We start from the raw sequence: 21,208 nt of genomic DNA on the forward strand, positions 1-21,208 counted from the left end.
GGGCAGGTTGGCGGGTCTGAGCGGGGTAACCATCACTCGAACGTTAGCGGCAGATCCGGCGCCTCGGTCGTCGAGGGGCGACGTTGTAGCGCGGAAGCGCGAGCTTCAGCACGTCGTTGACGACCGGTAGCGCCAGCTGACTACCGAGGTTGCCGTTGGTCGGCTGGTCGAAGACCACGTAGACGAGAATCTTCGGGTCCTCCGCCGGGCGGCACCCACGTACGAGGCGGTGTAGCCGTTGTAGCACTTGCACTTGGGATCGAAACGCTGCGCGGTGCCCGACTTGCCGATGGTGCGGTAACCGTCGATCGCGCGGTCCTTCTTGAGCGTGACCACCGACTCCATCATCTCGACGACCGCCTGCGAGGCCTCCTCCGAGATCACGCGGCGCGACGTGGGCTGCGGCAGTTCGACGGCGGTGCCGTCGGCCTTCGTGCCCGACGCGATGATGGTGGGCTGGTGGTACGTGCCCCGTTGACGACGGCGGCCACGGCCGCGGCCATCTGGATGGCGTTGACGCTGAGGCCCTGGCCGAAGGAGATCTGGTCGCGCGTGTAGTCGGCCATGTCGGGCTTCGGCACGGACCCGGCGCTCTCGCCCGGGAGCCCGAGGCCGGACTTCGACCCGAGCCCGAAGTTCGTCAGGTATCCGCTCAGGTCGGCCTTGTCCATCTCGCGGGTCAGCATGATGGTGCCGATGTTGGACGAGTTCGCGATGATGCCGCGGGCTGTCAGGTTGATGGTGCCGTGGTCGAACGAGTCGCCGACCGAGCCGTCTCCCGAGGCGATGCGCGGCGGCACGACCACCTTCGTGTCCGGTGTGACGAGCCCCTGGTCGGCCAGCGCGCCCATGGTGAGCACCTTCTGCACCGAGCCCGGCTCGTAGGCCTCCGTCACGGCCCGGTTGCCCAGGTCGTCGCTGTCGGCGCGGCCCGGGTTCGCGGCGTCGAAGCTGGGCCCGTTGGCCAGCGCGAGCACCTCGCCGGTGTCGACGTTCAGCACGACGAGCTTGCCCGTCTTCGCGCCCGACTTCTTGAGGCCCTCGGCCAGCGCCTGCTCGCCCATCCACTGCAGGTCGGAGTCGATGGTGGTGACGTAGGAGTCGCCGTCGACGGCGGGCTCCATCTCGGAGGTGCCGAGCGGGATGCGACCGTAGGTCGACGAGTCGTAGACCTGCTTGCCCGGGGTGCCGGTGAGCTTGTCGTCGAGCACGTACTCCAGGCCGGAGGCGCCCTCACCGTCGCCGTTGACCCAGCCGATCACGTTGGACGCGACGGTGCGGTTGGGGTAGGTGCGCACCGGGTCGCTCGTGGCGTAGACACCCCACCAGGGGCGTTTGCCGTCACCGTCGAAGCCGAGCTTGAGGTCCTTCTTGAGCTCGATGTAGGTGTTGGCAGGCACCCGCCGCATGATGATCTCGTAGCGGGAGTCCTTCTTCGCGATCTGGTCGAGGTAGGTCTGCTTCTTGCCTCCGAGATGCTTGACGAGCAGCTCGGCGACGGCCTCGGGGGCCGCCTTGGCCTCCTCCTGCTTCCTCTTGCTCATCTCGTAGCGCTCATCGGCGCCGTTGCTGCGCACGATCTCGGGTCGATGGAGATCAGCATGGCCGGCTCGGTGGCAGCGAGCACGACACCGTTGCGGTCGGTGATGGTGCCGCGCGCGGCGGGCAGGTCGAGCGTCGACTGCATCTTCTCTGCGGCCTGCGAGGCGTAGGCCTTCGAGTCGATCCCCTGCAGTTGGACGGCGCGCACGCCCGCGGTGCCGAGCAGCAGCGCCACGATCACCATGAACACGCGGATCCGCACCGAGGTGCGCCCACGGGGAGCCGGATGGAGCGCTTGTGCCTGCGTGGGCCGGCCGCGGCGGGACGCGCCACCGGACGCGGCCCGGAGGACGCGGTGCGCGGCCGGGCGGCCTGCTGGCGTGGCGGTTGTGCCCGCTGCGGGCTTCTGGGCCGGGCGCGCCTGGCCCGCGGTGCGGGCCGGGAGCCGGACGCGCCGCCCTTGCCCTGGCGGGAACCCGACGAGGAGCGGGCGGTGGAGCCTGAGGAGGAACGGGGCTTCGGGTCTGCCCCTGCCTCGCGGTGGGGCGTGGCTTCGGGAACCTTCGGGCCTGTCCTTCGTCACGGCTGCCCCTGCCCGGTCGCTCCCGCCGCGGAGAGATCGTTGGGCGACCCGTCGGCCGCGGCGGGTGCCTCGGGCCTGGCCTGCTTGACGGGCGGCGTGTCGGGCAGCGGCTCGGGCCGCGTCCCCGTCAGGAACGGCATCTCGTCGCCCTCGACCGGGTGGGCTCACCGGTGACGGAGCCGTCGGCCAGGTTGATGAACGCCGGGTACGGGTTGGGCGCCATGCCAAGGCTCGTGGCGCGCAGCGCGAGCGCGTTGGCGCTCGAGACGCGCTGCAGCTCGGAGGTGAGCGAGGCCGACTTGTAGCCGAGCTCCTTCGCCTCCCTGCGCAGCGTGGTGAGTTCGCGCGACTGGGCACCAACGGAGGTCGACACGACCATCACCCCGCCGAGCCCGATCGCGATCAGCGCGACCAGGATGGTCACGAAACCCAGCGTCGAGACCGAGTGGGCCGGGGCCTGGACCAGGTGGAGGTGTGCCGCCTTCCTGGTCGGCCCGGTCTCCGGGTGAGGACTGGCGCCGCGCTCATGAGGCCTCCCTGATCCGTTCGGCAACCCGCAGCCGGGCCGAGGCGGCCCGAGGGTTGATGGCGATCTCGTCTTCGTCGGGCCGCTCGGCCCCACGCGTCAGCAGCCGGAGTTCGGCCTTGAGGGACTCGGGCACGACGGGCATCCCGCGCGGGGCGCGGTCGGCGGCCCCCTTCGCGAACGTCTGCTTCACGAGCCTGTCCTCCAGCGAGTGGTAGCTGAGCACCGCGACGCGCCCGCCGACGGCGAGGGCGTCGACCGCGGAGGGAGGACGCCCTTGAGCGCCTCCAGTTCGCGGTTGACCTCGATGCGCAGCGCCTGGAAGGTGCGCTTGGCGGGTGGCCCCGGTGTGGCGGGCGGCCGCGGGATGGCCCCGAGATCACCTCGACGAGACGCCCGGAGGTGTCGAACGGTGCCTCTGCGCGGGCCGTGACGATGGCGCGGGCGATGCGGTCTGCGAAGCGCTCCTCGCCGTACCACTTGAGGATGTTCGTGAGCTCCCGGACGGGGTAGGTGTTGAGCACGTCGGCGGCGGTCGGCCCTCCGTGGGGTTCATCCGCATGTCGAGCGGGGCGTCGGTCCGGTAGGCGAAGCCGCGGTCGGTGCGGTCGATCTGCAGTGACGAGAGGCCGAGGTCGAGGAGGATGGCCTGCACCGAGTCGATCCCGAGGTCGTCGAGCACATCGGGCAGTTCGTCGTAGACGGCGTGCACGAGGGTGGCGCGCTCCAGCAGCGGGCCGAGCCGCTCCGCGGCGACCTGGTGGGCGTCGGGGTCGCGGTCGATCCCGATCAGTCGGGCCTCGGGACAGGCCTCGAGCATGGCGATGGAGTGCCCGGCCAGGCCGAGGGTGCCGTCGACGAAGATGGCGCCCGGTCGGGAGAGGGCCGGGCGTAGCAGATCGACGATCCGGTCACGCATGACCGGATCGTGGACGTCCGCAAATCCCTGCATCACTGCTGCTCGACCCTCATCCTCGTTCGTCACCGGGGCTCCCCCAGAGATGCCCGTCCGGACCGGTCCTGGCTTCGGGGAAGTGAAGTCAGGGCCTCGCCGGCCGGGTATCACCGGTTGGAGTCACAGACCCGTCAGGGCGGTGAACTCGTTGTCCATCTCCGAGAAGCTGTCTTCGCTTCCCTCGGAGTACTGCTGCCACGCCTCGGCGTCCCAGATCTCGGCGCGGTCGCCCGCCCGATCACCACGACGTCACGATCCAGACCTGCGTAGGCGCGGAGGTTCGGGGAATGGTCACCCGGCCCTGCTTGTCTGGAACCTCATCGCTGGCCCCTGCCATCAGCATGCGCTGATAGTTGCGGACCTCTCTGACCGTGCTCGGGCGCTGAGAAGGGAGGTCATCTTCGCCTCGAACGTCGCACGGGGATATACGGCCAGCGCCCGGTCCTGGGTCCGTGTCACCACGAGACCCGCTGCGAGCGCGTCGCGGAACTTGGCCGGAAGGATCAGGCGGCCCTTCTCGTCCAACTTCGGCTGGTACGTCCCAGGAACATCGATCAGGCACCTCCCTTCCCTATCGGCACCCACTTTGCTCCACTGGCCGCCACATTACCCCACTTTCCTCCCCAGACGTGCCATTTCTCTCCCCATTCCTGAGGTGTGCCCGTGCTTGTAGGCTTGTCCTCGCCGATCGGGCCAGCTGGACCGACCGCGAACGACCACGAGGAGTCCAGGTGAACCAAGCCGCCACCCCTTCCCTTCCGGAGGTGTCCCAGCTCGCCAACAAGATCTCGGCCGAGATGGGCCGGGTCATCGTCGGTAAGCCGGCGCAGATCCGGATGGCGGTGACCGTGCTGCTGGCAGAGGGCCACCTGCTGATCGAGGACGTGCCCGGCGTCGGGAAGACGGTGCTCGCGAAGGCACTCGGCCGCGCCATCGCGGGCGACGTGCGCCGCATCCAGTTCACGCCCGACCTGCTCCCGAGCGACGTCACCGGCGTGTCGGTGTTCAACCAGTCGACCCGCGAGTTCGAGTTCAAGCGCGGCGGCATCTTCGCCCACATCGTGCTGGGCGACGAGATCAACCGCGCCTCCCCAAGACCCAGTCGGCGCTGCTGGAGGCGATGGCAGAGAGCCAGGTGTCCGTCGACGGGCACACCTACAAGCTGAACCGGCCGTTCATGGTGATCGCCACCCAGAACCCCATCGAGATGGAGGGCACCTATCCCCTCCCGAGGCGCAGCGCGACCGCTTCATGGCACGCATCACCATGGGATACCCGGCCCGCCAGTCCGAGGTCGCCATGCTCACCGCGCAGGCGGGCGGCGACCAGTTGGCCAGCGTCACCCCCGTGACAGACGCGGCCACCGTCGCCGCGGCGGTCGAGGCCATCCGGGCCGTCTACGTCGCGCCCGTGATCAACGACTACATCGTCTCCATCGTCGAGGCCACCAGGAACCACCCCGACCTGCGGCTGGGCGCGAGCCCCCGCGCATCGCTGCACCTGATGCGCGCCTCCCGCGTGGTGGCGGCGCTGGCCGGCCGTGACTACGTCATCCCGAGGACGTGTCCTCGCTCGCCGTCGAGGTGCTCGCACACCGCGTGCTACCGACGGTCGAGGCCCAGGTCGCCCGGCGCGACGCCGCGGGGTCATCACAGCCATCCTGCAGTCGGTGCCGACCCGGAACGGGGTAGGCAACTTGTTGGGTGGCGCACGGCTGACCAGCCGCGGGCTCGCGCTCCTCATCATCGGCGGCCTGGCGTCGGTGGGCGCCTCCGCGATCGGCGAACCCGACGTCCTCTGGCTGACCCTGACGCTCGCGCTGCTGCCGTTGGCGGCCATGGTCTACCTGCTGGCCGCTCCCCGCGCCTCAGCCACAAGCGCACCGTCGAGCCTCCGCTGATGCCGATCGGAGAGACGGCCCGCGTGGTACTGCGGGTCGCCAACGAGGCCCCGTCCAGTCGAGCGCGCTGAAGATCACCGACGCCGCCGCGCCACAGGTGGGTGGAGGGGCATCGTTCGTGATCGCCCGAGGCTTCGGGCGTTGGCACCAGGGAGTCGGCTACAGCGTGCAGGCCGAGTCGCGCGGGCGGTTCCGCATCGGCCCCGTCACCGCGCGTGCCACCGACCCGTTCGGGCTGTGCCGTCGCTCCATCACCTCGGACGGGCCGGACACCCAACTCCGCGTCACCCCACGCGTCTGGCCGCTCGATGAACTGCCCGGCGGATCCGGCCTCGGCGCCGCGGGAGACGCCACCCCGCAGAGGATCGGGCAGGCGGGCACCGACGACGTGCTCGTGCGCGAACACCGCCACGGCGACGACATGCGCCGCGTGCACTGGAAGCTGTCGGCCAAGAAGGACGACCTGATGGTGCGCCTCGAGGAACACCCGTGGGATCCGTCGAGCACGCTGGTGGTCGACACCAGGCTGTCGGCCCACGGCGACCACGGGCCGCGCGGGTCGCTCGAATGGGCCGTCTCCGCCGTCACCTCCGTGGCCATGCTGCTGCTCAGGGGCCGCTACCGGCTGTCGATCGTCGCGCCGTCGGGCACCGTCTACGATTCGGGTCACTCCGCGGGCATCCTCGCGCGCCAGTCGATGGTCGAGGCCATGACCGACCTCGCCTCCTCCGAGCACCGCCGGCTCGGCGAGACGTTCACCGACCCGGAGGCCATGTCGTCGGCCGCCTCGATCGTCGCGGTGACCGGCATCCTCACCGTCGAGGACGCGGCCGCGCTGGCCGCCGCGGGCACGAGGGCCCGCAGCATCGTCGCGCTCGTGCCGGACGCCGACGCGTGGGCCACGCCGTCGGCCGAACACGAGGACGCCTGCCTGCTGCTCGCCAACCACGGCTGGACCGTTGCCCGCTACTGCCCCGATGAGACCGTCCCGCAGGCATGGGGACGGATCCGGTCATGAGGTTCTCCTACCATCCGCTCAACCCCGTGATGATCGCGGTGGCCGTCTGGCTGTCGCTCGCGCCGCTCGACGCCCTGGTCGATCCGGGCGCCTACAGCCTCCAATCCCTCCCACTGCTGGTCGCCTCCGCCGTGGTCGGCCTGGGGCTCGCGCTGCTGCGGGCGCCGCGGCCCGCCACGCTGCTCGCGCAACTGGCCGCCGTGCTCGGCGTCCTCGTGTGGCGCGGCCTCGCGCTCGCCGGGCCCGGCGACCCCGTCACCTCCGTGATCGCGCTGACCCGCGACGGCATGGAGATCGTCCGCACCCTACCCCGCCACTCCCGCCCGCCCCCGCGATGATCTGGCTGCTTCTCCTGCTCACCGCCGTCCTGCTACTGGTCCTCGAACTGCTCGTCGACGGGCTCGAGCAGCCCGGCTGGGCCATCGCGCCGCTCTCGCTGGTGTTCGTGATGACGGCGCTCATCGTCACCGAGGACCTGCCCGTAACCGACCTGATCCCGTGATCGGCGGCTACCTGCTCGTACTGCTCAGCGCTTCGGGCCCGGCGCCGTCACGGGCAAGGCGTCGCGGCGCGGACCGTTCCACGCCTCCAGGGCGGGCACCGCGGTCGCCCTGACGTCGGTGGTCCTGATCGGGTCGCTCCTGATCGCCCCGCTGATCCCGATGGGACAGAAGCAGCCGTGGAACACCGGCCAGGACGGCCCCATCCAACTGAGCGACCCCACCGTCCGGCTCACCGAGGACCTGCGCCGCCCGGCCGACCAGCCTGTGCTCACCTACCGCAGCAACGACGACGGCCCCGTCTACCTGCGCACGGTCGCCCTGTCGAGCCTCACCTCCAGCGGAGCGCGGCTCGTGCCGATGCGGCTCAGCCGGTTCGGCCTCGGCGGCGCCTACGACTTCCCCGGCACCCGGATCAGCGTCGGCGTGCAGATGGCCGATATGCCTTCCGAGTACCTGCCCGCACCGTTCGCCGTCGACGGGTTCGACGCGGCGGGCACCTGGTCGTACGACCCGGCCACCCTCACCATCGTCGCCGCTGGCCCGGAGCGGATGGATCAGACGCGCAACCTCGCCTACACCGTCGAGGCCGTGCAACCCGACCCCGGGCGCGAGGACATCCTGACCGCGGCCGCCGGAGGCGGGCTCGACCCGGTGCTCACCGAGATCCCGGAGGGACTCTCCCCGAGGTCGCCGCGCTGACCGACGAGATCGTCTCCGACACCACCACCGCGGGTGCGGCCGCGCTGGCGATCCAGGCGTTTCTGCGCTCCGAGGCGTTCACCTACTCACTGTCCGCGCCGAGCGCGTCGGGAAGCGACGCCATCAGCGCGTTCCTGCTGGAGGACCGCTCCGGCTACTGCATCCACTTCACCGCCGCCATGATCACCATGGCCCGCCTGCAGGGCATCCCGCCCGGATGGCGGTCGGCTTCGCGCCGGGTGAGCAGCAGAGCGACGGCACCTACGAGGTGAGCACCCACGACGCGCACTCGTGGCCCGAACTGTACTTCGACGGCCTCGGCTGGGTGCCGTTCGAGCCGACCCCCGCCTACGCGGGCGACCCGGACAACACCGACCCGGCGCATCAGCCGTCGGCCAACCCCTCGTCCGAGCCGTCGGGCACGCCGTCGGCGACCGGGTCGGCCGAGCCGACGCTCGCCCCGCCCACGCCCACCGCCCCGCCCACCCAGGCACCCGACGCCTCCGGCGGCGGCGGCGTCGGCGCCGGGCTGCTCCTCGGCCTCGGCCTCCTCATCCTGGCGCTGCTGGCGGCGCCCGCGCTGGTGCGGCTCGTGCAGCGTCGGCTCCGGCTCCGCTCCGGGCAGGCCGACGCGGCCCGCGCCGACGGCGCATGGGCCGAGGTGCGCGCCACCATCCGCGACTTCGGCCTCCCGTGGGCCGACGGGTCACCCGGTCCGGTCGCACGCTCGCTCGCGGGCGGCCTGCCCCAACAGGGGGCCGCGGCGCTGCTCGCGATCGCCCGCACCGTCGAGATCAGCAGGTACTCCCGGGAGGGTGCCGCCACGGACGGGCTGCCCGCGCTGGTGAGGTCGCTCCGGACGTCGGTTTCGCGCGCCGCGGAGCCCGGCAGGCGGGTTCGGGCAGCGCTGTTGCCCACTTCGCTGCTGCCATCAGCGCGTCGCCGACCCCGGCCCGACTCCGGCGATTGACTGGGCGCCTAGAATGAAGACAACGAGACCCGAGGGAGATGACATGGCCCTATCCGAGCAGGAGCGGAAGCTGTTGGAACAGCTTGAGGCGTCCTTGATGGCGGAAGACCCCAGGCTCGCCGACAGGCTCAGTGGCACGGCCGAGGTGCGCGTCCATAGGAGGCGCGCGGCATTGGCAGGGCTGGGCCTCGTCCTCGGGATCGTGGTGCTCATCGCTGGCGTGTCGGTGCATCCGGCCGTCAGCGTGGTCGGCTTCGTGATCATGCTGGTCTCCGTGCTGGTGGGCGTGAACTCCTGGCAGCACGTCGGAGACGACGGCCAGCCGAGCAGGCCCAAGCCGGCACCGCCGAAGAACGACCCGCCCACCACATCGGGCAGCGACTTCATGGAGAAGTTGGAGGAGCGCTGGAGGCGTCGCCAGGAGGGCGATTCCTGACGGCGGCTCCCGCGAGACCATGAGAGGCCTTCCGGCCGGGCGGCACGCCCACGGAAGGCCTCTTTCTCATCTGTCCGATGCGTCTCCCAGGGGGCCGTCCGGAAAAATCGGCCAGTAGCCCATTCTGATCGGTCCCGCTGAAAATATGGGCCACCATCCCACCCCGGCGACCCGACCCGGACGGCGCCGTCCAGAAAAATCGGCCAGTAGCCCATTCTGATCGGTCCCGCTGAAGACATGGGCCACCATCCCACCCCGGCCACCCGACCCCGGACGGCGCCGTCCGGAAAAATCGGCCAGTAGCCCATTCTGATCGGTCCCGCTGAAAACATGGGCCACCATCCCACCCCGGCGACCCGACCCCGGTTCCCAGCCACAGCGCCGACGACACCACCGCCGTCGGGCTTCCACCACCGTCCCCGGGCCCGGTCCACCATTTTCCCGCCAAGGGATGGAAGGATCAGTCAGTGGCCGATTCTCGCTGCAGGACCGACCAGAACCGGCTACTGGCCGTTTTTTACGGGGTCGGGTGGGGTCGGACCGGCACCTCCCAGTTCGGTCAGTGGCCGATTCTCACGGCAAGACCGACCAGAACCGGCTACTGGCCGTTTTTTACGGGTCGGGTGGGGCCCCGTCAGCCTGCGGCCCCGAGCGTCTCGGCCCTCCTCGTCAGCCGGGCCCGCTGCACCGCCTTCGGCCCGAACCGGAGCACAGCCGAGTCGATCGCCTCCTCGGCCTCCTCCCATCCCCGGCCGGTTCGTCGAGCGCCGGCTGCTGGTACGTCTCCCCCTTCGGCACCAACGCCTCGACCCTCACCCCGACCCGCCGGATCCTCGCCCGCTGCAGCCCCAACTTCTCGAACAGCCGCAGCGCCTCCGCGTAGATGTCGTTCGTGCGGTCGGTGTAGGCCTTCAGCGTGCCGCTGCGGGTGATGGTGGTGAAGTCGGCGAACCGCACCGACAGCGACACCGTCCGCCCCACCATCTGCTGGGCGCGCATCCGGCCCGCGGTGCGGTCGGCCATCCGCAGGATCTCGGTGACCACCAGCGCCGGGTCGTCGGTGTCGCGGCCGAACGTCTCCTGCGACCCGACGCTGTGCTCGGCCGGCTCCCGCGCGATCACCGACCGGTCGTCACGCCCCCACGCCAGGTCGAACAGCAGCGCGCCCTGCCCGTCGCCGAGCGCCCGCTGCAGGGTGGCCCGCGGCGTGTTGGCCAGGTCGCGCACCGTGTCGAGGCCGAGGCGGTGCAGCTTTCCCGCGGTGGCCTCCCCCACCCCCAGATCGCCTCGACCGGCAGCGGGTGGAGGAACGCGATGGTGTCGGCGGGCAGCACCCTGACGAGGCCGTCGGGTTTTGCCTGCTTGGAGGCGAGCTTCGCGATGAACTTGCTCGGCCCGATCCCCACCGAGCAGGCGATGCCCTGCTCGTCCATCACCTGGGCGCGGAGCCGCTCCCCGATGGCAACCGGGTCGCCGCCGAGGCGCCGCAGCGCGGTGGTGAGGTCGATGAACGCCTCGTCGATGGAGACCATCTCCACCCGGTCGGTGAGCGTGTCGAAGATCTCGGAGACGCCGTCGGAGACGGCCGAGTAGTGGTCGAAGTCGGGATGCACCACCGCCACCTGCGGGCACAACCGCCTGGCCCGGCTCGACGGCATGCCCGCGCCGATGCCGAACCGCCTCGCCGGATAGTTCGCCGACAGCACCACACCCCGGGTGGAGCCACCGACGAACATCGGCACGTCCCGCAGCGCGGGATGCCGCGCCATCTCGACCGACGCATAGAACGCGTCCATGTCCACGTGTGCGACTACCCGCATTCCCCTCACCTTCCTGAACTTCCCGGGCTGGAGTGCCACAGCTTGCGTGGCGCCTCCGCCGCCCCGGTGCCCGCCGGCTTGATGTCCGAGTAGGGCGACTGCTTGAACCCGCTCGCATGCACCAGCACCCTGCGCTGCCCCATGCCACCCGCACGGCCGCGTTGCGGGTCGGGCGGCGGCTCGAAGCCCTCCGGTGCCGGCTCCGCGGGATCGACCCCGGCGTCTGCGGTCGGCGGCCGCGGTGCGGGTCGCTCCTGCCAGGTGCCGACCAGCGAGTACCCCTCGGGCACCTCGTCGAGGATGGCCGTGACGGCGGCGATCGCCTCCTCCTCGGTGGCACCACGGTTGAGGGCCCCCGCCACGCCTCGTCGAGCGTGCCGAGATCCCACGCCCCGGTGGCGCGGATCGAGATGCCGCGCGGGCCGGTGCGCCGGATCCGCCCGCGCACCAGCAGCATCCAGGACGAGAACACGGTCGACGCGTACGGGCCCTGCACGTCCTCGAAGAACGTGGTGTCGACGGGCCCCGTCGAGTCGTCGAGGGTGAGGAAGATGACGCGCCGCCCCGAGCGCACCGGCGGCGTCTGCGTCGCCACCTTCACCCCGGCCACCAGCACCTCGTCGCGGTTGCGGTGCCCAAGCAGAACGCGCGAACTGGACGCCCCGATCGCCCGCAGCAGCGGCAGGTAGCGCCCCATGATGTGCCGGCTGGCGTCCAGCCCGAGGATCTCGAGTTCGGCCTTGAGTCGTTCCTCGTCGTCCATCTCGGGCAGCCCGGTGGCGACGACGTCGCCGGTGGGGTCATCGCCGCCCTCGCCGAAGTCGAGGGCCCCTGCACCGCCTGCCCTGCCCGGTCGGACTGCACCCGCTGCAGCCGCGCCAGCTCGGCCGGGTCGTCGGTCAGTGCCTGCCGCCGCCTGCCCTTCGACCTGGCCGCCGTCCGCTCGTCGGCCCTACGGGAGCGGTGCAGGTCGGCGAGCGCGAGCAGCAGGTCGCGGCGGGTCACGCGGCCGTGCCGGGCCACCGCGGCGCTGCGGCCGATGTCGTAGATCCGGTCGAACGCGCCCGCGAGGATGAGCCGCTCGACGACGGGTTCGCTGGCCCGTGCCCTCGCCCAGAAGTCACTGAGCGACACGAACGGCGCGCCCGCGACGATGCGGGCGATCTCGTCCTCGGAGATCCCCTTGACGTCGGCGAGCGAGAGCCGGATCCCCCAGCCGGTGACCTGCGGCAGCCCGTCCTCGGTGCGGGGCGCGCCCATCGCGAAGTGCTCAGGCAGCTCGAGGGCCTCCTCGCCGGCCTCCAGCCGCTCGGCGCGGTAGGCGCCTGTGCTGCGGTTCACGTCGAGCCCGAGGATGGCGATGTTCATCCGCCGCGCCTCCTCCAGCAGCAGCCGCTTGGGATACATGCCGGGGTCGTGGGTGAGGACGCCGGAGAGGAAGTGCGCCGGGTAGTGCCGCTTCAGCCAGGCCGACTGGTAGGTGGGCAGCGCGAACGCCGCCGCGTGGGCCTTGCAGAACCCGAACGACGCGAACGACGCCAGGATGAACCACACCTGCTCGATGACGGGCCCTCGTAGCCGCGCTCCACCGCCTTGCGGGTGAACCACTCACGCACCCGCTCCTGCCCCTCCCTGTCGCCCAGCGCGCGGCGGATCTCGTCGCCCTGCGCGAGGCTGCAGCCGGTGACCGCCGCGATGATCTCGATGAGTTGCTCGTGGAAGACGACGACGCCGTAGGTCTGCTCCAGCGCGGGGATGAGGCTCTCGTGCAGGTACTCCGGCTCGGTCCATCCCTGCCTGGCCTCCAGGAACGGCGTGACCATGTCGGATTTCACCGGCCCCGGCCGGAAGAGGGAGATGTCGACGATCAGGTCGTGGAACGTCTCGGGCCCGAACTTGCCCACCAGTTCCCGCTGCCCGGGCGACTCGATCTGGAAACAGCCGAGTGTGGCCCGGTGGGCGATCATGTCGTAGACGTCGGCGTCGTCGAACGGGGCGAGGCCGTCGAGGTCGGGCGTCGGGCCGTCGGCGCCGGTGCGGCCGATCTCCACCAGCGCGTGCGCCATCGCCGACTGCATCCGGATGCCGAGCACGTCCAGCTTGAGCAGCCCCAGATCCTCGACGTCGTCCTTGTCGAACTGGCTCATCGGGTACCCGCCGTAGCTCGCCTCCATGGGCGTGCGCTGCCCGAGCGACGAGTCGCTCAGGATGACGCCGCACGGGTGCAGCGCGATGTGACGGGGTAGCCCGTCGAGCGACTCGACGAGCCCGAACAGCAGGTCGAGGCGCTGCTCCCCCAGCCCGGCGGCGCGCAGTTCGGGCAGGTCGCGCAGTGCCGCGCGGGCGTCGCGCGCCCTGACATGCGGGAACGCCTTCGCGATGGCGTCGATCTCGACGGGCGGCAGACTGAGCGCCGCCCCGACGTCGCGCACCGCGTGCCGGACCCGGTAGGTCTCGATCATGGCGACGCACGCCACCCGGCGCCCGCCGAAGGCGGCGAGGATCGCGTCGTAGATCTCGGTGCGGCGGGCCGACTCGACATCGAGGTCAATGTCGGGCAGCGCCTGCCTGAGCGGTGAGAGGAACCGCTCCATCAGCAGCCCGTACCGGATGGGATCGACCCCGGAGACGCCGAGCGCGTAATTGACGAGGCTGCCCGCCCCGGAGCCGCGGGCCGCGCAGCGGATCCCCAGCCCGCGGACCAGGTCGACGACGTCGGCGACGGTGAGGAAGTACGACTCGAACCCGAGCTTCCCGATCACCGCGAGCTCGTCGTCGAGGCGGTCGAACACCTCCCTGCCGGGGTCGGCGTAGCGCCCGACGAGGCCCGCCTCGCAGCGCGCCCGCAGCGCCGAAGGCGCCTCCTCCCGCGTGGTGCCGAGCGTCTCGAACTCGGGCAGCCGGATCTCCCGAGCCCGACGTCGCCGATCGGGTCGAGGCGGCAGACCTCGCCGAGGAGCCGGGTGTCCCGCAGGAGCGACCCGGGGTCGGCACGTCCCCGATCCGGGCCGCCTCCGCGGCGGCGGACGCCATGGCGTCGGTGGGCTTGAGGTAGCCCTCGGCGTTGCGCCTGTCGATGTTGCGCACGTCGAGCGGCACGAGTCGCCGGGCCGCGTCGAGCACGTCGACGGTGGCGGCCTGGTGGCGGCGCGCCATCCGCACCATGTTGGTCAGCACCACGGGCACCCGCTGCTCGTCGGCGAGGTGGATGATCCCGCCCGCCTGGTGCGCGGAGCCGACGCCGCGGCCGCCGGTCTGGTGGTTGGTGGCCGCCAGCACGAGGCCGTCGCCCAGCTCGGTGCGCCACCGGGCGATGGCGTGGCGCGCGTCGTCGGGTCTGCCCGCGGAGAGGAGGGCCCCGACCTCGGAGTCGGCCCCGAGCAGCACGAACGCGTCGCGACCCGCGCAGTGCTGCGCGATCGTCTCGCGCGAGACGACGGGGTCGGAGCGGTCGCCGGTGAGCTGCGCTGCGGTGATCAGGGAGCAGAGGGCGGCCCAGCCCGCCCGCGAGGAGGCCAGCACGACGGCGCGCGGCAGCCGTTCGTCGCGCAGCTGCCCGCCGCGGGCCGCGGTGGGACGGTGGGCGGCGCTCCAGCCGTCGGGTCGCACCGCGAGGTCGACGCCGACGATGGGGCGACCCCGCCTGCAGACAGGCCTTCGCGAACCGGACGGCGCCGTACAGGCCGCCGCGGTCGGTGACGGCCAGCGCGTCCATGCCGTGCCGGACGGCCTCGGCCACCAGCTCACCCGGGTGGGAGGCGCCGTACTGGAAGGAATAGCCGGAGGCCACCCGCAGGTGCGTGAAGCTCTCCATCACCCGGCCTCCGCGACGACCCGTTCCCGCCTGCGCAGCCAGCGAGCGGCGTCGCCGAGGAACCGCTGCGCGTCGCGCACCAGGTCGGCCGAGGTGCGCTCGCTGACGGCGGCGCCGTCGCGCGCGGCCGCGGCGAGCGGCGCGAGCGAGGAGAAGAACCCGGCCCACTCGGCCAGCTCGGGGCCGCGGCGGCGAGCAGGGCCACACCCCGGAGCGACCCCGGATGCGGCCGGGGCGGCGGCCACCACCGCGGCCGCGACCTGCTCGGCGCCGTGGTAGGCGCCGGCGAAGCGCTGGCCATGGGAGGGGCGAGGTCGGCCAGGGCGATCAGGCGCTGGGCGTTGCCGAGATCGATCATCAGTCGAGCACCGCCTGCAGCACCCAGTCCTCGGCGTCGACGGTGCGGGCCAGCTCATACACCCCGCGGTGCCTGCCGTTGCCCGCCTCGACGCGCCACACCTCCCGCTCGGCCATCGGGTCGGCCGCGCCGTCGACCGACTCGCCACGCAGAGCCCGGGCCTGTCGCCCTGACCACCACGGGGTGGCGCGGCTCCACCGGCCCTGCACCTCCTTCACCAGCAGCAGCCGGTCGCGCCAGATGAACTGGCGGGGCTCCTCCGCGAAGAGCACGTGGATGGGTTCGTCGTAGGTGCGCATGGCCTTTCCTCCCGGGATCGTTGAATGGTGACGATGTGATTCGACCCGGGAACCCCGGACCGGCGCGGGGGTCGAATCCACGCCGGGCCGGGGCGGCCCATGTCCTTTCACGCCTGTCCACACCAGAGCTTCCCCGAACTAATTAGAACAGGCGTTCGGACAGTTCCCACTATAGGCTCCCCTCCGACAAGACGTCAACCCCGGCGGGTCGGGGTGATCGACGGCCCGGCCGCGTGTCGTGGCCGGGCATGGAAGGGGCGGTCGGCGCCCTCGGACACCGCGGCCGGGCCGCTAGGGTTGGCGCCATGCTGATCATCCGGGGCGCCACCCTCGCGGGCCTTGCGGCGGCCGCGCGGCTCGCCCGGCTCGGCCATGAGGTGACCGTCGTCACCGACGGTGGGCCCCTCGGCGGCGCCACCGCGCCGCCCGACGTCGTCACCGTCCCGGCCGCCTGGCGCGACCTGTTCAAGAAGTCGGGCGGGCACCTGCTCGCCGAGCTCAACCGGGCCCGCGTCGAACTGGTCGAGGCCCCACCCCGGCAACACCCGCTCCCCGACGGGTCGACGCTCACGCTGCCCGACGAACGGGGCCCGCAGTACCGCGCCGTCGTCGCCCGCTTCGGCGAGGCCGAGGCGGAAGGTGGCGCGGCCTGATCGACGACCTCGACGACCTCTGGCAGGCCTACCGCCGGCACGCGCTGGAGGGCGTCACGCCGGTGACGACAGCGACGGAGCGCTCCGCGCTGTGGCTCGATGTCACCGTCGGCGACCTGGCCTCACGCGTCTCGGACGACCTCGCGGGCATCGTGCTCGAGGCGGGCGGCGGCTCGCCCGACGCGCCCGCCGTCGAGGCACTGTCGCTCAGCGCGGAACGCCAGTTCGGGCGCTGGATCATCGTCGGGAGGACGGCTCACGCCGCCCCGGGCGCTCCTCGGCGACCTGCTCGTCGAGCGGGTGGCCGAACGCGGCGTCACGTTCGTCGAGCGGAGCGATCTGGCCGTCGACCTCGACGCCACGCCCCGCCGGGTCGCCCCTGCGCGCGACCAGCGCCGACGACTGGCTGGCCCGGCCCGCCGTGATCGCCCCGGACGGGTCGCTCCGGGCGTCGACGGCGTCGCCCGCGGGCCGGAGCCGTGGGCCGAACTCGGCAGCGCGGCGCTCGCGGTCTACGCGCTGCACGAGCGGTTGACCGGCGAGGACTGCCGCCCCACCAACCGCGCCTTCACGCTGCCGCGGCTGCGCCCCTGACCTCAGCCCTCGTCGTCGGCGACGGCGTCGGCGACCGCGTCAGGATCCGTCTGCCTCGCCGGGCCGCGGGACGCCCAGCGCCAGGAGGCGAGGCCCACCAGGACGGCGACCACCGCGAGCACCGCACTGTCGGGCACGGCGGCGCCGATCTCCCGGAGCCGGGTCTCGAGCTCGAACTGCCGGGTCGCGTCGAGGATCCCGCCCAGCGACGACGTCGCGTCGGTGAACAGGAACAGCAGGCCGACGGCGACGAAGAGGGCGCCGGAGACGATGCCGACCACCGACGTGGTGAACGGGCCGACCTCCAACGGCCGCGGCCGCAGCCGCTCCCCCAGCGAGAAGCGGTCCCACAGCAGGGCGAGCACCACGAGCGGGACGACCATCCCGGCCGCGAATGCCGCGAGCAGCAGGCCGCCGTAGAGCGCGCTGCCCCCGGTGGCCGCCACCGTCAGGACGGCGCCCAGCAGCGGGCCGGTGCAGGCACCCGCGAGGCCGTAGGTCGCTCCGAGGAGGACGGCCCCAGCGCGGAGCGCGGGTCGCCGCGCTGCTTCAGGCCGGGAATCGGGATCCTGATGCCGAGCGCCGTGATCAGGCCGAAGACGATCAGGACGATGCCGCCGACGATGGAGAGCGTGTCCCGGTGCACCGTCAGGAGCGACCCGAGCGCGCCCGCGCCGAGGCCGAGCGGCACCAGGGTGAGCAGCAGGCCCAGGTAGAACAGGGCGGTGCGGCCGAGCAGCCGGGCCCGGTCGCCGCCGAACGCGTAGGCGAAGAACGCAGGCAGCAGCAGCGCCGCGCACGGGCTGAGGATCGCAGCGACGCCGCCGAGGAAGGCCCCGCGTAACCGATCAGCATCAGCCGAGCTGGGCTGCCTGCTGCTCGATGAGCTGCTGGAAGACCTCGAGCGGCTGCGCGCCGGAGACGAACTGCGAGCCGACCACGAAGGCGGGCGTCCCGCTGACCCCGAGGCTCTGCGCCTCCTGCGAGTCGCGGGCGACGGCCTCAGCGTGCGCCGGGTTCGCCCAGTCGGCCTTGAACCGTTCGAGGTCGAGGCCGAGGTCGGTGACGATGCCGAACACCAGCTCGTCGGGGATGTCGGGGTGCCCCTCGTTGGGCAGCGCCGCGAACAGTTCGTGGGCGAACTCGAAGTAGGCGCCCTGCCCGCCCGCGGCGCGGGCGGCGGTGGCCGCCTTGACCGACTCGTCACCGAACAGCGCCAGGTCGCGGAACTCGATGCGCAGCGTGCCGTCGTCGAGGTAGCGCTGCAGCTGCGGGAGGGTCTGCTCGGCGAACACGGAGCAGAAGGGCACCGGTAGTCGGCCCACTCGGTCATCACGACCGCGGCGTCGACCCGGCCCATCGCGAGGGGTCGCCCTCCTGACGGCGCGGCAGGTCCTCCAGCAGGAACCGCTCCAGCTCGATCTGCTCGGCCGTCCTGCCCGCGGACGTCTCCACGGTCACGGGGCGCTCTCCCCGCGGACGGCTGCGCGCCAACCGGTGCGCTGGGCTGCGGGGCGGCGACCGAGCTGCCGCGCTGCATCTGGGCGATGATCCCGACCAGCGCCACGATCACCACCAGGAGGGCGGCGATGATGTACCTGTTGCGGTTGGATGCGGTGCTCTCCGGCGCGGAGGTCATGGAGGATCAGCTCATTTACTGCTAGACGGTAATCCCGATCTACTGTGCCCTATCGCTCAGGCCGACCGCCAACCGGGGTGCCCGCCGGGGCGTCGCGATGCGGAAGACAAGGCCGGACGGTAGTAAGGTTGACTGTCTGTCCCAACCGAGGATGAGTGGTTTTGAGTACTTCGCGCGCCGACCTGAATCGCGAGATCGCCCTGGAGCAGGCCCACGTCGACCGGGTCTACGAGAATCTCACCGCCGCCACGGCAAGCGCAAAGTCGCTCGCCGAGGCCGGCCGAGACATCTACACCTCCGACCGCACCGGCTGGACCCGGGAGGAGGACGGCACCGCCCTCTTCGAGCGCGACGCCTTCGCCTATCAGGCGGCGCGCCGCCTCGCCGTCCTCGACGCGGAGCACGAGGGCCTCGTGTTCGGCCGCGTCGACCTGACCACGGAGGAGGCCCGCTACATCGGCCGCATCGGCGTGCGCGACGAGGAGTACGAGCCGCTGGTGATCGACTGGCGGGCGCCGGCCGCCGAGCCGTTCTACCGCGCCACCCCCGCCGCGCCGATGGGCGTGATCCGGCGCCGCGTGCTGCGCTGCCGCGACGACAAGGTGATCGGTCTGGAGGACGACCTGCTCGACTCGTCTGTCGCCTCGAGCCTCCCGATCATCGGCGAGGGCGCCCTGATGGCCGCCCTCAGCCGCGCCCGCGGCCGCACGATGCGCGACATCGTCTCCACCATCCAGGCCGAGCAGGACGAGGCGATCCGCGCCCCCTACCAGGGCGTCACGATCATCGCCGGCGGCCCGGGCACCGGCAAGACGGTGGTGGCGCTGCACCGCGCCGCCTACCTGCTGTACACCAACCGCGCGCGCCTCGAGCGTGGCGGCGTCCTCGTCGTCGGGCCTTCCTCGGTGTTCATGAACTACATCGAGCGGGTACTGCCGAGCCTGGGCGAGGACTCCGTCACGTTGAAGGCCATCGGAAGCGTCGCGAGCGACGTGCTCGGCATGTCGAGCGAGCGGGTCGACGGCGCGGAGGCCGCCACCGTCAAGGGCAGCCTCGCGATGGTCGCGCTGCTCAACCGCCTGGTGCGCACCCCGCTGGACCGCGACGCGGGTGAGCAGCGCGTCCGGGTCACCGTCAAGGGCGAGGTCCTCGGCCTCGATGCGGCGGCCCTCGACCGGATCCGCGACCAGGTGCTGCGCCAGACGAAGCTGAACCGCGGCCGCGACCTCGCGTTCAACCTGGTCGTCGCTGCTTTGAAGGCGAAGCTGCCCTCCGAGATCGACATCTCCCCGCAGGAGTTGGACGAGCAGGTGCGCGACCACCCGAGCCTCACCCGCTTCATGGGCACCTGGTGGCCACCGCTCAGCGCGACCCGTGTGCTGGCCCGGCTGGCCGACCCGGAGCTGACCGACCGGCTCGCCGTCCACCTCCGTCCGACAGAGCGCCGGATCCTCTCCGACTCGTACGCCTGGCTGCGGGGCTCGGAGTCCAACGCCGACGCGGGCAACGGCTGGTCGATCGCCGACATGGCCCTGCTCGACGAGCTGGTCGCGGTGCTGGGCCCGGTGCCCGAGGACCGAGACGCCGAGTTCGATCTGTTCGCGGAGGCGGGCGTCGAGGTGGCCGAGGTGCTCACCACCGCCGACCTGCTGCGCCGCGAGCGCACCGAGGATCCGGACGACGACCCCCAGTCCACCTACGCGCACATCCTGGTCGACGAGGGCCAGGACGTCACGCCCATGCAGTGGCGGATGCTGCGCCGCCGCGGCCCGCAGTCGTCGTGGACAATCGTCGGCGACCCGGCGCAGAGCTCGTACCCCTATCCGGACGAGACGGCGCGGGCGTTGGACGACCTGGTGGGCCGGGCCCGGCGCCGCACGTTCACCCTCTCGACGAACTACCGCTCCCCAGTGAGGTGTTCGATCTGGCGGCGCGCGTGATCACGAAGGTGGTACCCGACGCGGAGTTGCCGCGGGCGGTGCGCTCCACCGGCATCGAGCCGCTGCTCGCCTCGACCGGCCCTGACGGCCTCGCAGACGGCCTGCGCGACGTGCTGCTCAACCTGGCGGGCCAGGTGGGCGGCACCATCGGCATCGTCTGTCCGCCGTCGCGGCTGCGCGACGTGCAGCTGCTGGTGATGGGCGACGAGCGGCTCGCCCCGTTCGAGGACAGGCTGATCGTGGTGACGGCACTGCAGGCGAAGGGCCTCGAGTACGACGGCGTCGTGGTGGTCTCGCCCGACGAGATCGTGGCCGAGGCGCCCGGCGGTGTCCGCGTGCTGTACGTGGCGCTCACCAGGGCGACCCAGCGGATGGTGACCCTCGACGTCGGCTCCGCCGACTGGAGGGCCCTGCTGGCCTGAGGCCGGTCAGCCGCCCGTGCGGTGGTGCGGCGTGTCCGGGTGGAGCGCGTGCTCCGAGTGATGGACGATGTTGCGCACGGGCGCGGCCACATGCTCATCGGGCTGGCTGTATGAACACGGTCGTGCCCTCACGGCGGGCCACCACGAGCCCTCCCGCGCCCGCAGCTTCGCGAGATGCTGCGAGACGACGGGCAGGTCGCTGCGCTCCGTGTTCCTCCGAGTGATCCTTCCCACGGGCGCCTCGACCGCCGACCAGCCGATCCAGACCAGCAGCCACAGGACGAGGATGGAGGCGATCCCGACCACGGACGCTCCGGCGCCGGTCGCCACCGGCACCGGCGCGAGGGCGGCCGGGAGCACCGATGCACGGGCGACGACCCGTACCTCGCTGCCGCCCGGCTCAGCCGACTGCCACTGGCCGACCTCGACGAGACCCGGCGCAAGCATCCCCACCACAGCCTGGGGTAGGAGCGATGGTTGAGATCCTGCCCATCGTCCGGAGTGGCTTCGACACGGGCGACGACTCGTTCCTCGCCG

The 21,208-nt window shown here is 71.9% G+C and carries 27 protein-coding genes and 7 pseudogenes; 11 read left to right on the forward strand and 23 right to left on the reverse strand.

Annotation, left to right across the window (positions count from 1 at the left end):
- Positions 1–105: 105 nt before the first annotated feature.
- The 7 genes and pseudogenes from G7085_RS33945 to mraZ all read right to left on the reverse strand — a co-directional run bounded on the left by G7085_RS33945 (position 106) and on the right by mraZ (position 4,161).
- Positions 106–450: a penicillin-binding transpeptidase domain-containing protein gene (locus tag G7085_RS33945; protein WP_408647168.1), complete on the reverse strand. Its 345-nt coding sequence runs from the start codon at positions 448–450 to the stop codon at positions 106–108.
- Positions 381–1,577, reverse strand: a complete 1,197-nt coding sequence (locus G7085_RS03100; protein ID WP_408647028.1) for a peptidoglycan D,D-transpeptidase FtsI family protein — start codon at positions 1,575–1,577, stop codon at positions 381–383. Before G7085_RS03100 ends, G7085_RS33945 begins: the two co-directional genes overlap by 70 nt.
- Entirely contained in the window at positions 1,541–1,804 is a 264-nt protein-coding gene (locus tag G7085_RS33950) for a hypothetical protein (protein WP_231979173.1), read from the reverse strand. The genes G7085_RS03100 and G7085_RS33950 overlap by 37 nt, the downstream gene beginning before the upstream one ends.
- A 317-nt stretch (positions 1,805–2,121) precedes the next feature.
- A complete protein-coding gene (locus G7085_RS03105) occupies positions 2,122–2,265 on the reverse strand; it encodes a hypothetical protein (RefSeq protein ID WP_197509933.1) in 144 nt (47 codons plus the stop codon).
- Positions 2,253–2,549, reverse strand: a complete 297-nt coding sequence (locus G7085_RS03110) for a hypothetical protein (protein WP_197509934.1) — start codon at positions 2,547–2,549, stop codon at positions 2,253–2,255. Before G7085_RS03110 ends, G7085_RS03105 begins: the two co-directional genes overlap by 13 nt.
- A gap of 100 nt (positions 2,550–2,649) precedes the next feature.
- Positions 2,650–3,603, reverse strand: a pseudogene (rsmH, locus tag G7085_RS03115) (16S rRNA (cytosine(1402)-N(4))-methyltransferase RsmH).
- 123 nt (positions 3,604–3,726) lie between these two features.
- Positions 3,727–4,161, reverse strand: a pseudogene (gene mraZ, locus G7085_RS03120) (division/cell wall cluster transcriptional repressor MraZ).
- Positions 4,162–4,403: 242 nt separating this feature from the next.
- On the opposite strand from mraZ, the pseudogene G7085_RS03125 reads away from it, so the two are divergent.
- The 8 genes and pseudogenes from G7085_RS03125 (at position 4,404) to G7085_RS03160 (ending at position 9,132) form a co-directional block, all read left to right on the forward strand.
- Positions 4,404–5,297, forward strand: a pseudogene (locus G7085_RS03125) (AAA family ATPase).
- A gap of 5 nt (positions 5,298–5,302) precedes the next feature.
- On the forward strand, positions 5,303–5,506 hold the full coding sequence (locus G7085_RS03130; RefSeq protein WP_197509935.1) for a hypothetical protein: 204 nt from the start codon (positions 5,303–5,305) through the stop codon (positions 5,504–5,506).
- Between the two features lie 118 nt (positions 5,507–5,624).
- On the forward strand, positions 5,625–6,524 hold the full coding sequence (locus tag G7085_RS03135; RefSeq protein ID WP_197509936.1) for a DUF58 domain-containing protein: 900 nt from the start codon (positions 5,625–5,627) through the stop codon (positions 6,522–6,524).
- A complete protein-coding gene (locus G7085_RS03140) occupies positions 6,521–6,862 on the forward strand; it encodes a hypothetical protein (RefSeq protein ID WP_197509937.1) in 342 nt (113 codons plus the stop codon). The genes G7085_RS03135 and G7085_RS03140 overlap by 4 nt, the downstream gene beginning before the upstream one ends.
- Entirely contained in the window at positions 6,859–7,026 is a 168-nt protein-coding gene (locus G7085_RS03145; protein WP_197509938.1) for a hypothetical protein, read from the forward strand. Before G7085_RS03140 ends, G7085_RS03145 begins: the two co-directional genes overlap by 4 nt.
- A 76-nt stretch (positions 7,027–7,102) precedes the next feature.
- Positions 7,103–7,726 (forward strand): annotated as a pseudogene (locus tag G7085_RS03150) (DUF3488 domain-containing protein); the annotation flags it as partial.
- Positions 7,727–7,776: 50 nt separating this feature from the next.
- Positions 7,777–8,696: pseudogene (locus G7085_RS03155) on the forward strand (transglutaminase-like domain-containing protein).
- A gap of 43 nt (positions 8,697–8,739) precedes the next feature.
- Positions 8,740–9,132, forward strand: coding sequence for a DUF3040 domain-containing protein (locus G7085_RS03160; RefSeq protein WP_197509941.1), 393 nt, complete (start codon positions 8,740–8,742; stop codon positions 9,130–9,132).
- 669 nt (positions 9,133–9,801) lie between these two features.
- Here G7085_RS03160 and G7085_RS23685 read toward each other — a convergent pair.
- The 9 genes and pseudogenes from G7085_RS23685 to G7085_RS03195 form a co-directional block, all read right to left on the reverse strand.
- Positions 9,802–10,359: a DNA polymerase Y family protein gene (locus G7085_RS23685; RefSeq protein ID WP_408647170.1), complete on the reverse strand. Its 558-nt coding sequence runs from the start codon at positions 10,357–10,359 to the stop codon at positions 9,802–9,804.
- Entirely contained in the window at positions 10,251–10,928 is a 678-nt protein-coding gene (locus tag G7085_RS23690; RefSeq protein ID WP_231979174.1) for a Y-family DNA polymerase, read from the reverse strand. The genes G7085_RS23685 and G7085_RS23690 overlap by 109 nt, the downstream gene beginning before the upstream one ends.
- Positions 10,929–10,957: 29 nt before the next feature.
- A complete protein-coding gene (locus G7085_RS03170) occupies positions 10,958–11,314 on the reverse strand; it encodes a hypothetical protein (RefSeq protein ID WP_197509942.1) in 357 nt (118 codons plus the stop codon).
- Between the two features lie 89 nt (positions 11,315–11,403).
- Positions 11,404–11,649, reverse strand: a pseudogene (locus tag G7085_RS33955) (hypothetical protein); the annotation flags it as partial.
- Positions 11,550–12,506, reverse strand: coding sequence for a helix-hairpin-helix domain-containing protein (locus tag G7085_RS03175; RefSeq protein WP_197509943.1), 957 nt, complete (start codon positions 12,504–12,506; stop codon positions 11,550–11,552). The pseudogene G7085_RS33955 and the gene G7085_RS03175, both read right to left, overlap by 100 nt.
- Positions 12,413–13,744, reverse strand: coding sequence for a DNA polymerase III subunit alpha (locus G7085_RS03180; protein ID WP_197509944.1), 1,332 nt, complete (start codon positions 13,742–13,744; stop codon positions 12,413–12,415). The genes G7085_RS03175 and G7085_RS03180 overlap by 94 nt, the downstream gene beginning before the upstream one ends.
- Positions 13,711–14,766, reverse strand: coding sequence for a PHP domain-containing protein (locus G7085_RS33960; protein WP_197509945.1), 1,056 nt, complete (start codon positions 14,764–14,766; stop codon positions 13,711–13,713). The genes G7085_RS03180 and G7085_RS33960 overlap by 34 nt, the downstream gene beginning before the upstream one ends.
- On the reverse strand, positions 14,766–15,182 hold the full coding sequence (locus G7085_RS03190; protein ID WP_197509946.1) for an SAV_6107 family HEPN domain-containing protein: 417 nt from the start codon (positions 15,180–15,182) through the stop codon (positions 14,766–14,768). The genes G7085_RS33960 and G7085_RS03190 overlap by 1 nt, the downstream gene beginning before the upstream one ends.
- Positions 15,124–15,423: a DUF6504 family protein gene (locus tag G7085_RS03195; protein ID WP_197509947.1), complete on the reverse strand. Its 300-nt coding sequence runs from the start codon at positions 15,421–15,423 to the stop codon at positions 15,124–15,126. Before G7085_RS03195 ends, G7085_RS03190 begins: the two co-directional genes overlap by 59 nt.
- Positions 15,424–15,728: 305 nt before the next feature.
- Here G7085_RS03195 and G7085_RS03200 point away from each other — a divergent pair, with 305 nt between their 5' ends.
- Positions 15,729–16,076, forward strand: a complete 348-nt coding sequence (locus tag G7085_RS03200) for a hypothetical protein (RefSeq protein WP_197509948.1) — start codon at positions 15,729–15,731, stop codon at positions 16,074–16,076.
- A 28-nt stretch (positions 16,077–16,104) separates the two neighbouring features.
- Here the strand turns inward: G7085_RS03200 and G7085_RS03205 are convergent, their stop codons facing one another.
- Positions 16,105–16,317: a hypothetical protein gene (locus G7085_RS03205; RefSeq protein ID WP_197509949.1), complete on the reverse strand. Its 213-nt coding sequence runs from the start codon at positions 16,315–16,317 to the stop codon at positions 16,105–16,107.
- A 59-nt stretch (positions 16,318–16,376) separates the two neighbouring features.
- Between G7085_RS03205 and G7085_RS03210 the strand changes: the two genes are divergently transcribed.
- Positions 16,377–16,670 carry a hypothetical protein gene (locus G7085_RS03210; RefSeq protein ID WP_197513028.1) on the forward strand — a complete coding sequence of 98 codons (294 nt, stop codon included), beginning with the start codon at positions 16,377–16,379 and terminating at the stop codon, positions 16,668–16,670.
- 2 nt (positions 16,671–16,672) lie between these two features.
- Here G7085_RS03210 and G7085_RS29290 read toward each other — a convergent pair whose 3' ends face one another.
- From G7085_RS29290 to G7085_RS29300, 5 genes are read right to left on the reverse strand one after another with little or no spacing between them, the layout of a single operon-like run.
- Entirely contained in the window at positions 16,673–17,137 is a 465-nt protein-coding gene (locus G7085_RS29290) for a hypothetical protein (RefSeq protein WP_269452007.1), read from the reverse strand.
- Entirely contained in the window at positions 17,119–17,361 is a 243-nt protein-coding gene (locus G7085_RS29295; RefSeq protein ID WP_456300420.1) for a hypothetical protein, read from the reverse strand. Before G7085_RS29295 ends, G7085_RS29290 begins: the two co-directional genes overlap by 19 nt.
- Entirely contained in the window at positions 17,319–17,525 is a 207-nt protein-coding gene (locus G7085_RS36170) for a hypothetical protein (RefSeq protein ID WP_456300421.1), read from the reverse strand. Before G7085_RS36170 ends, G7085_RS29295 begins: the two co-directional genes overlap by 43 nt.
- The gene (locus G7085_RS03220; RefSeq protein ID WP_197509951.1) at positions 17,525–17,980 is read right to left on the reverse strand and encodes a DsbA family protein; all 456 of its coding nucleotides are present in this window, start codon (positions 17,978–17,980) and stop codon (positions 17,525–17,527) included. Before G7085_RS03220 ends, G7085_RS36170 begins: the two co-directional genes overlap by 1 nt.
- Before the next feature lie 22 nt (positions 17,981–18,002).
- On the reverse strand, positions 18,003–18,125 hold the full coding sequence (locus G7085_RS29300; RefSeq protein ID WP_269451756.1) for a hypothetical protein: 123 nt from the start codon (positions 18,123–18,125) through the stop codon (positions 18,003–18,005).
- 366 nt (positions 18,126–18,491) lie between these two features.
- Between G7085_RS29300 and G7085_RS03225 the strand changes: the two are divergent.
- Positions 18,492–20,732: pseudogene (locus tag G7085_RS03225) on the forward strand (HelD family protein).
- Here the strand turns inward: G7085_RS03225 and G7085_RS03230 are convergent.
- On the reverse strand, positions 20,678–21,118 hold the full coding sequence (locus tag G7085_RS03230) for a hypothetical protein (RefSeq protein ID WP_197509952.1): 441 nt from the start codon (positions 21,116–21,118) through the stop codon (positions 20,678–20,680). The pseudogene G7085_RS03225 and the gene G7085_RS03230 sit on opposite strands and share 55 nt — an antisense overlap.
- Between the last annotated feature and the right edge of the window lie 90 nt (positions 21,119–21,208).

Source organism: Tessaracoccus coleopterorum, from assembly GCF_011174705.1.
Taxonomy (GTDB): Bacteria; Actinomycetota; Actinomycetes; order Propionibacteriales; family Propionibacteriaceae; genus Arachnia; species Arachnia coleopterorum.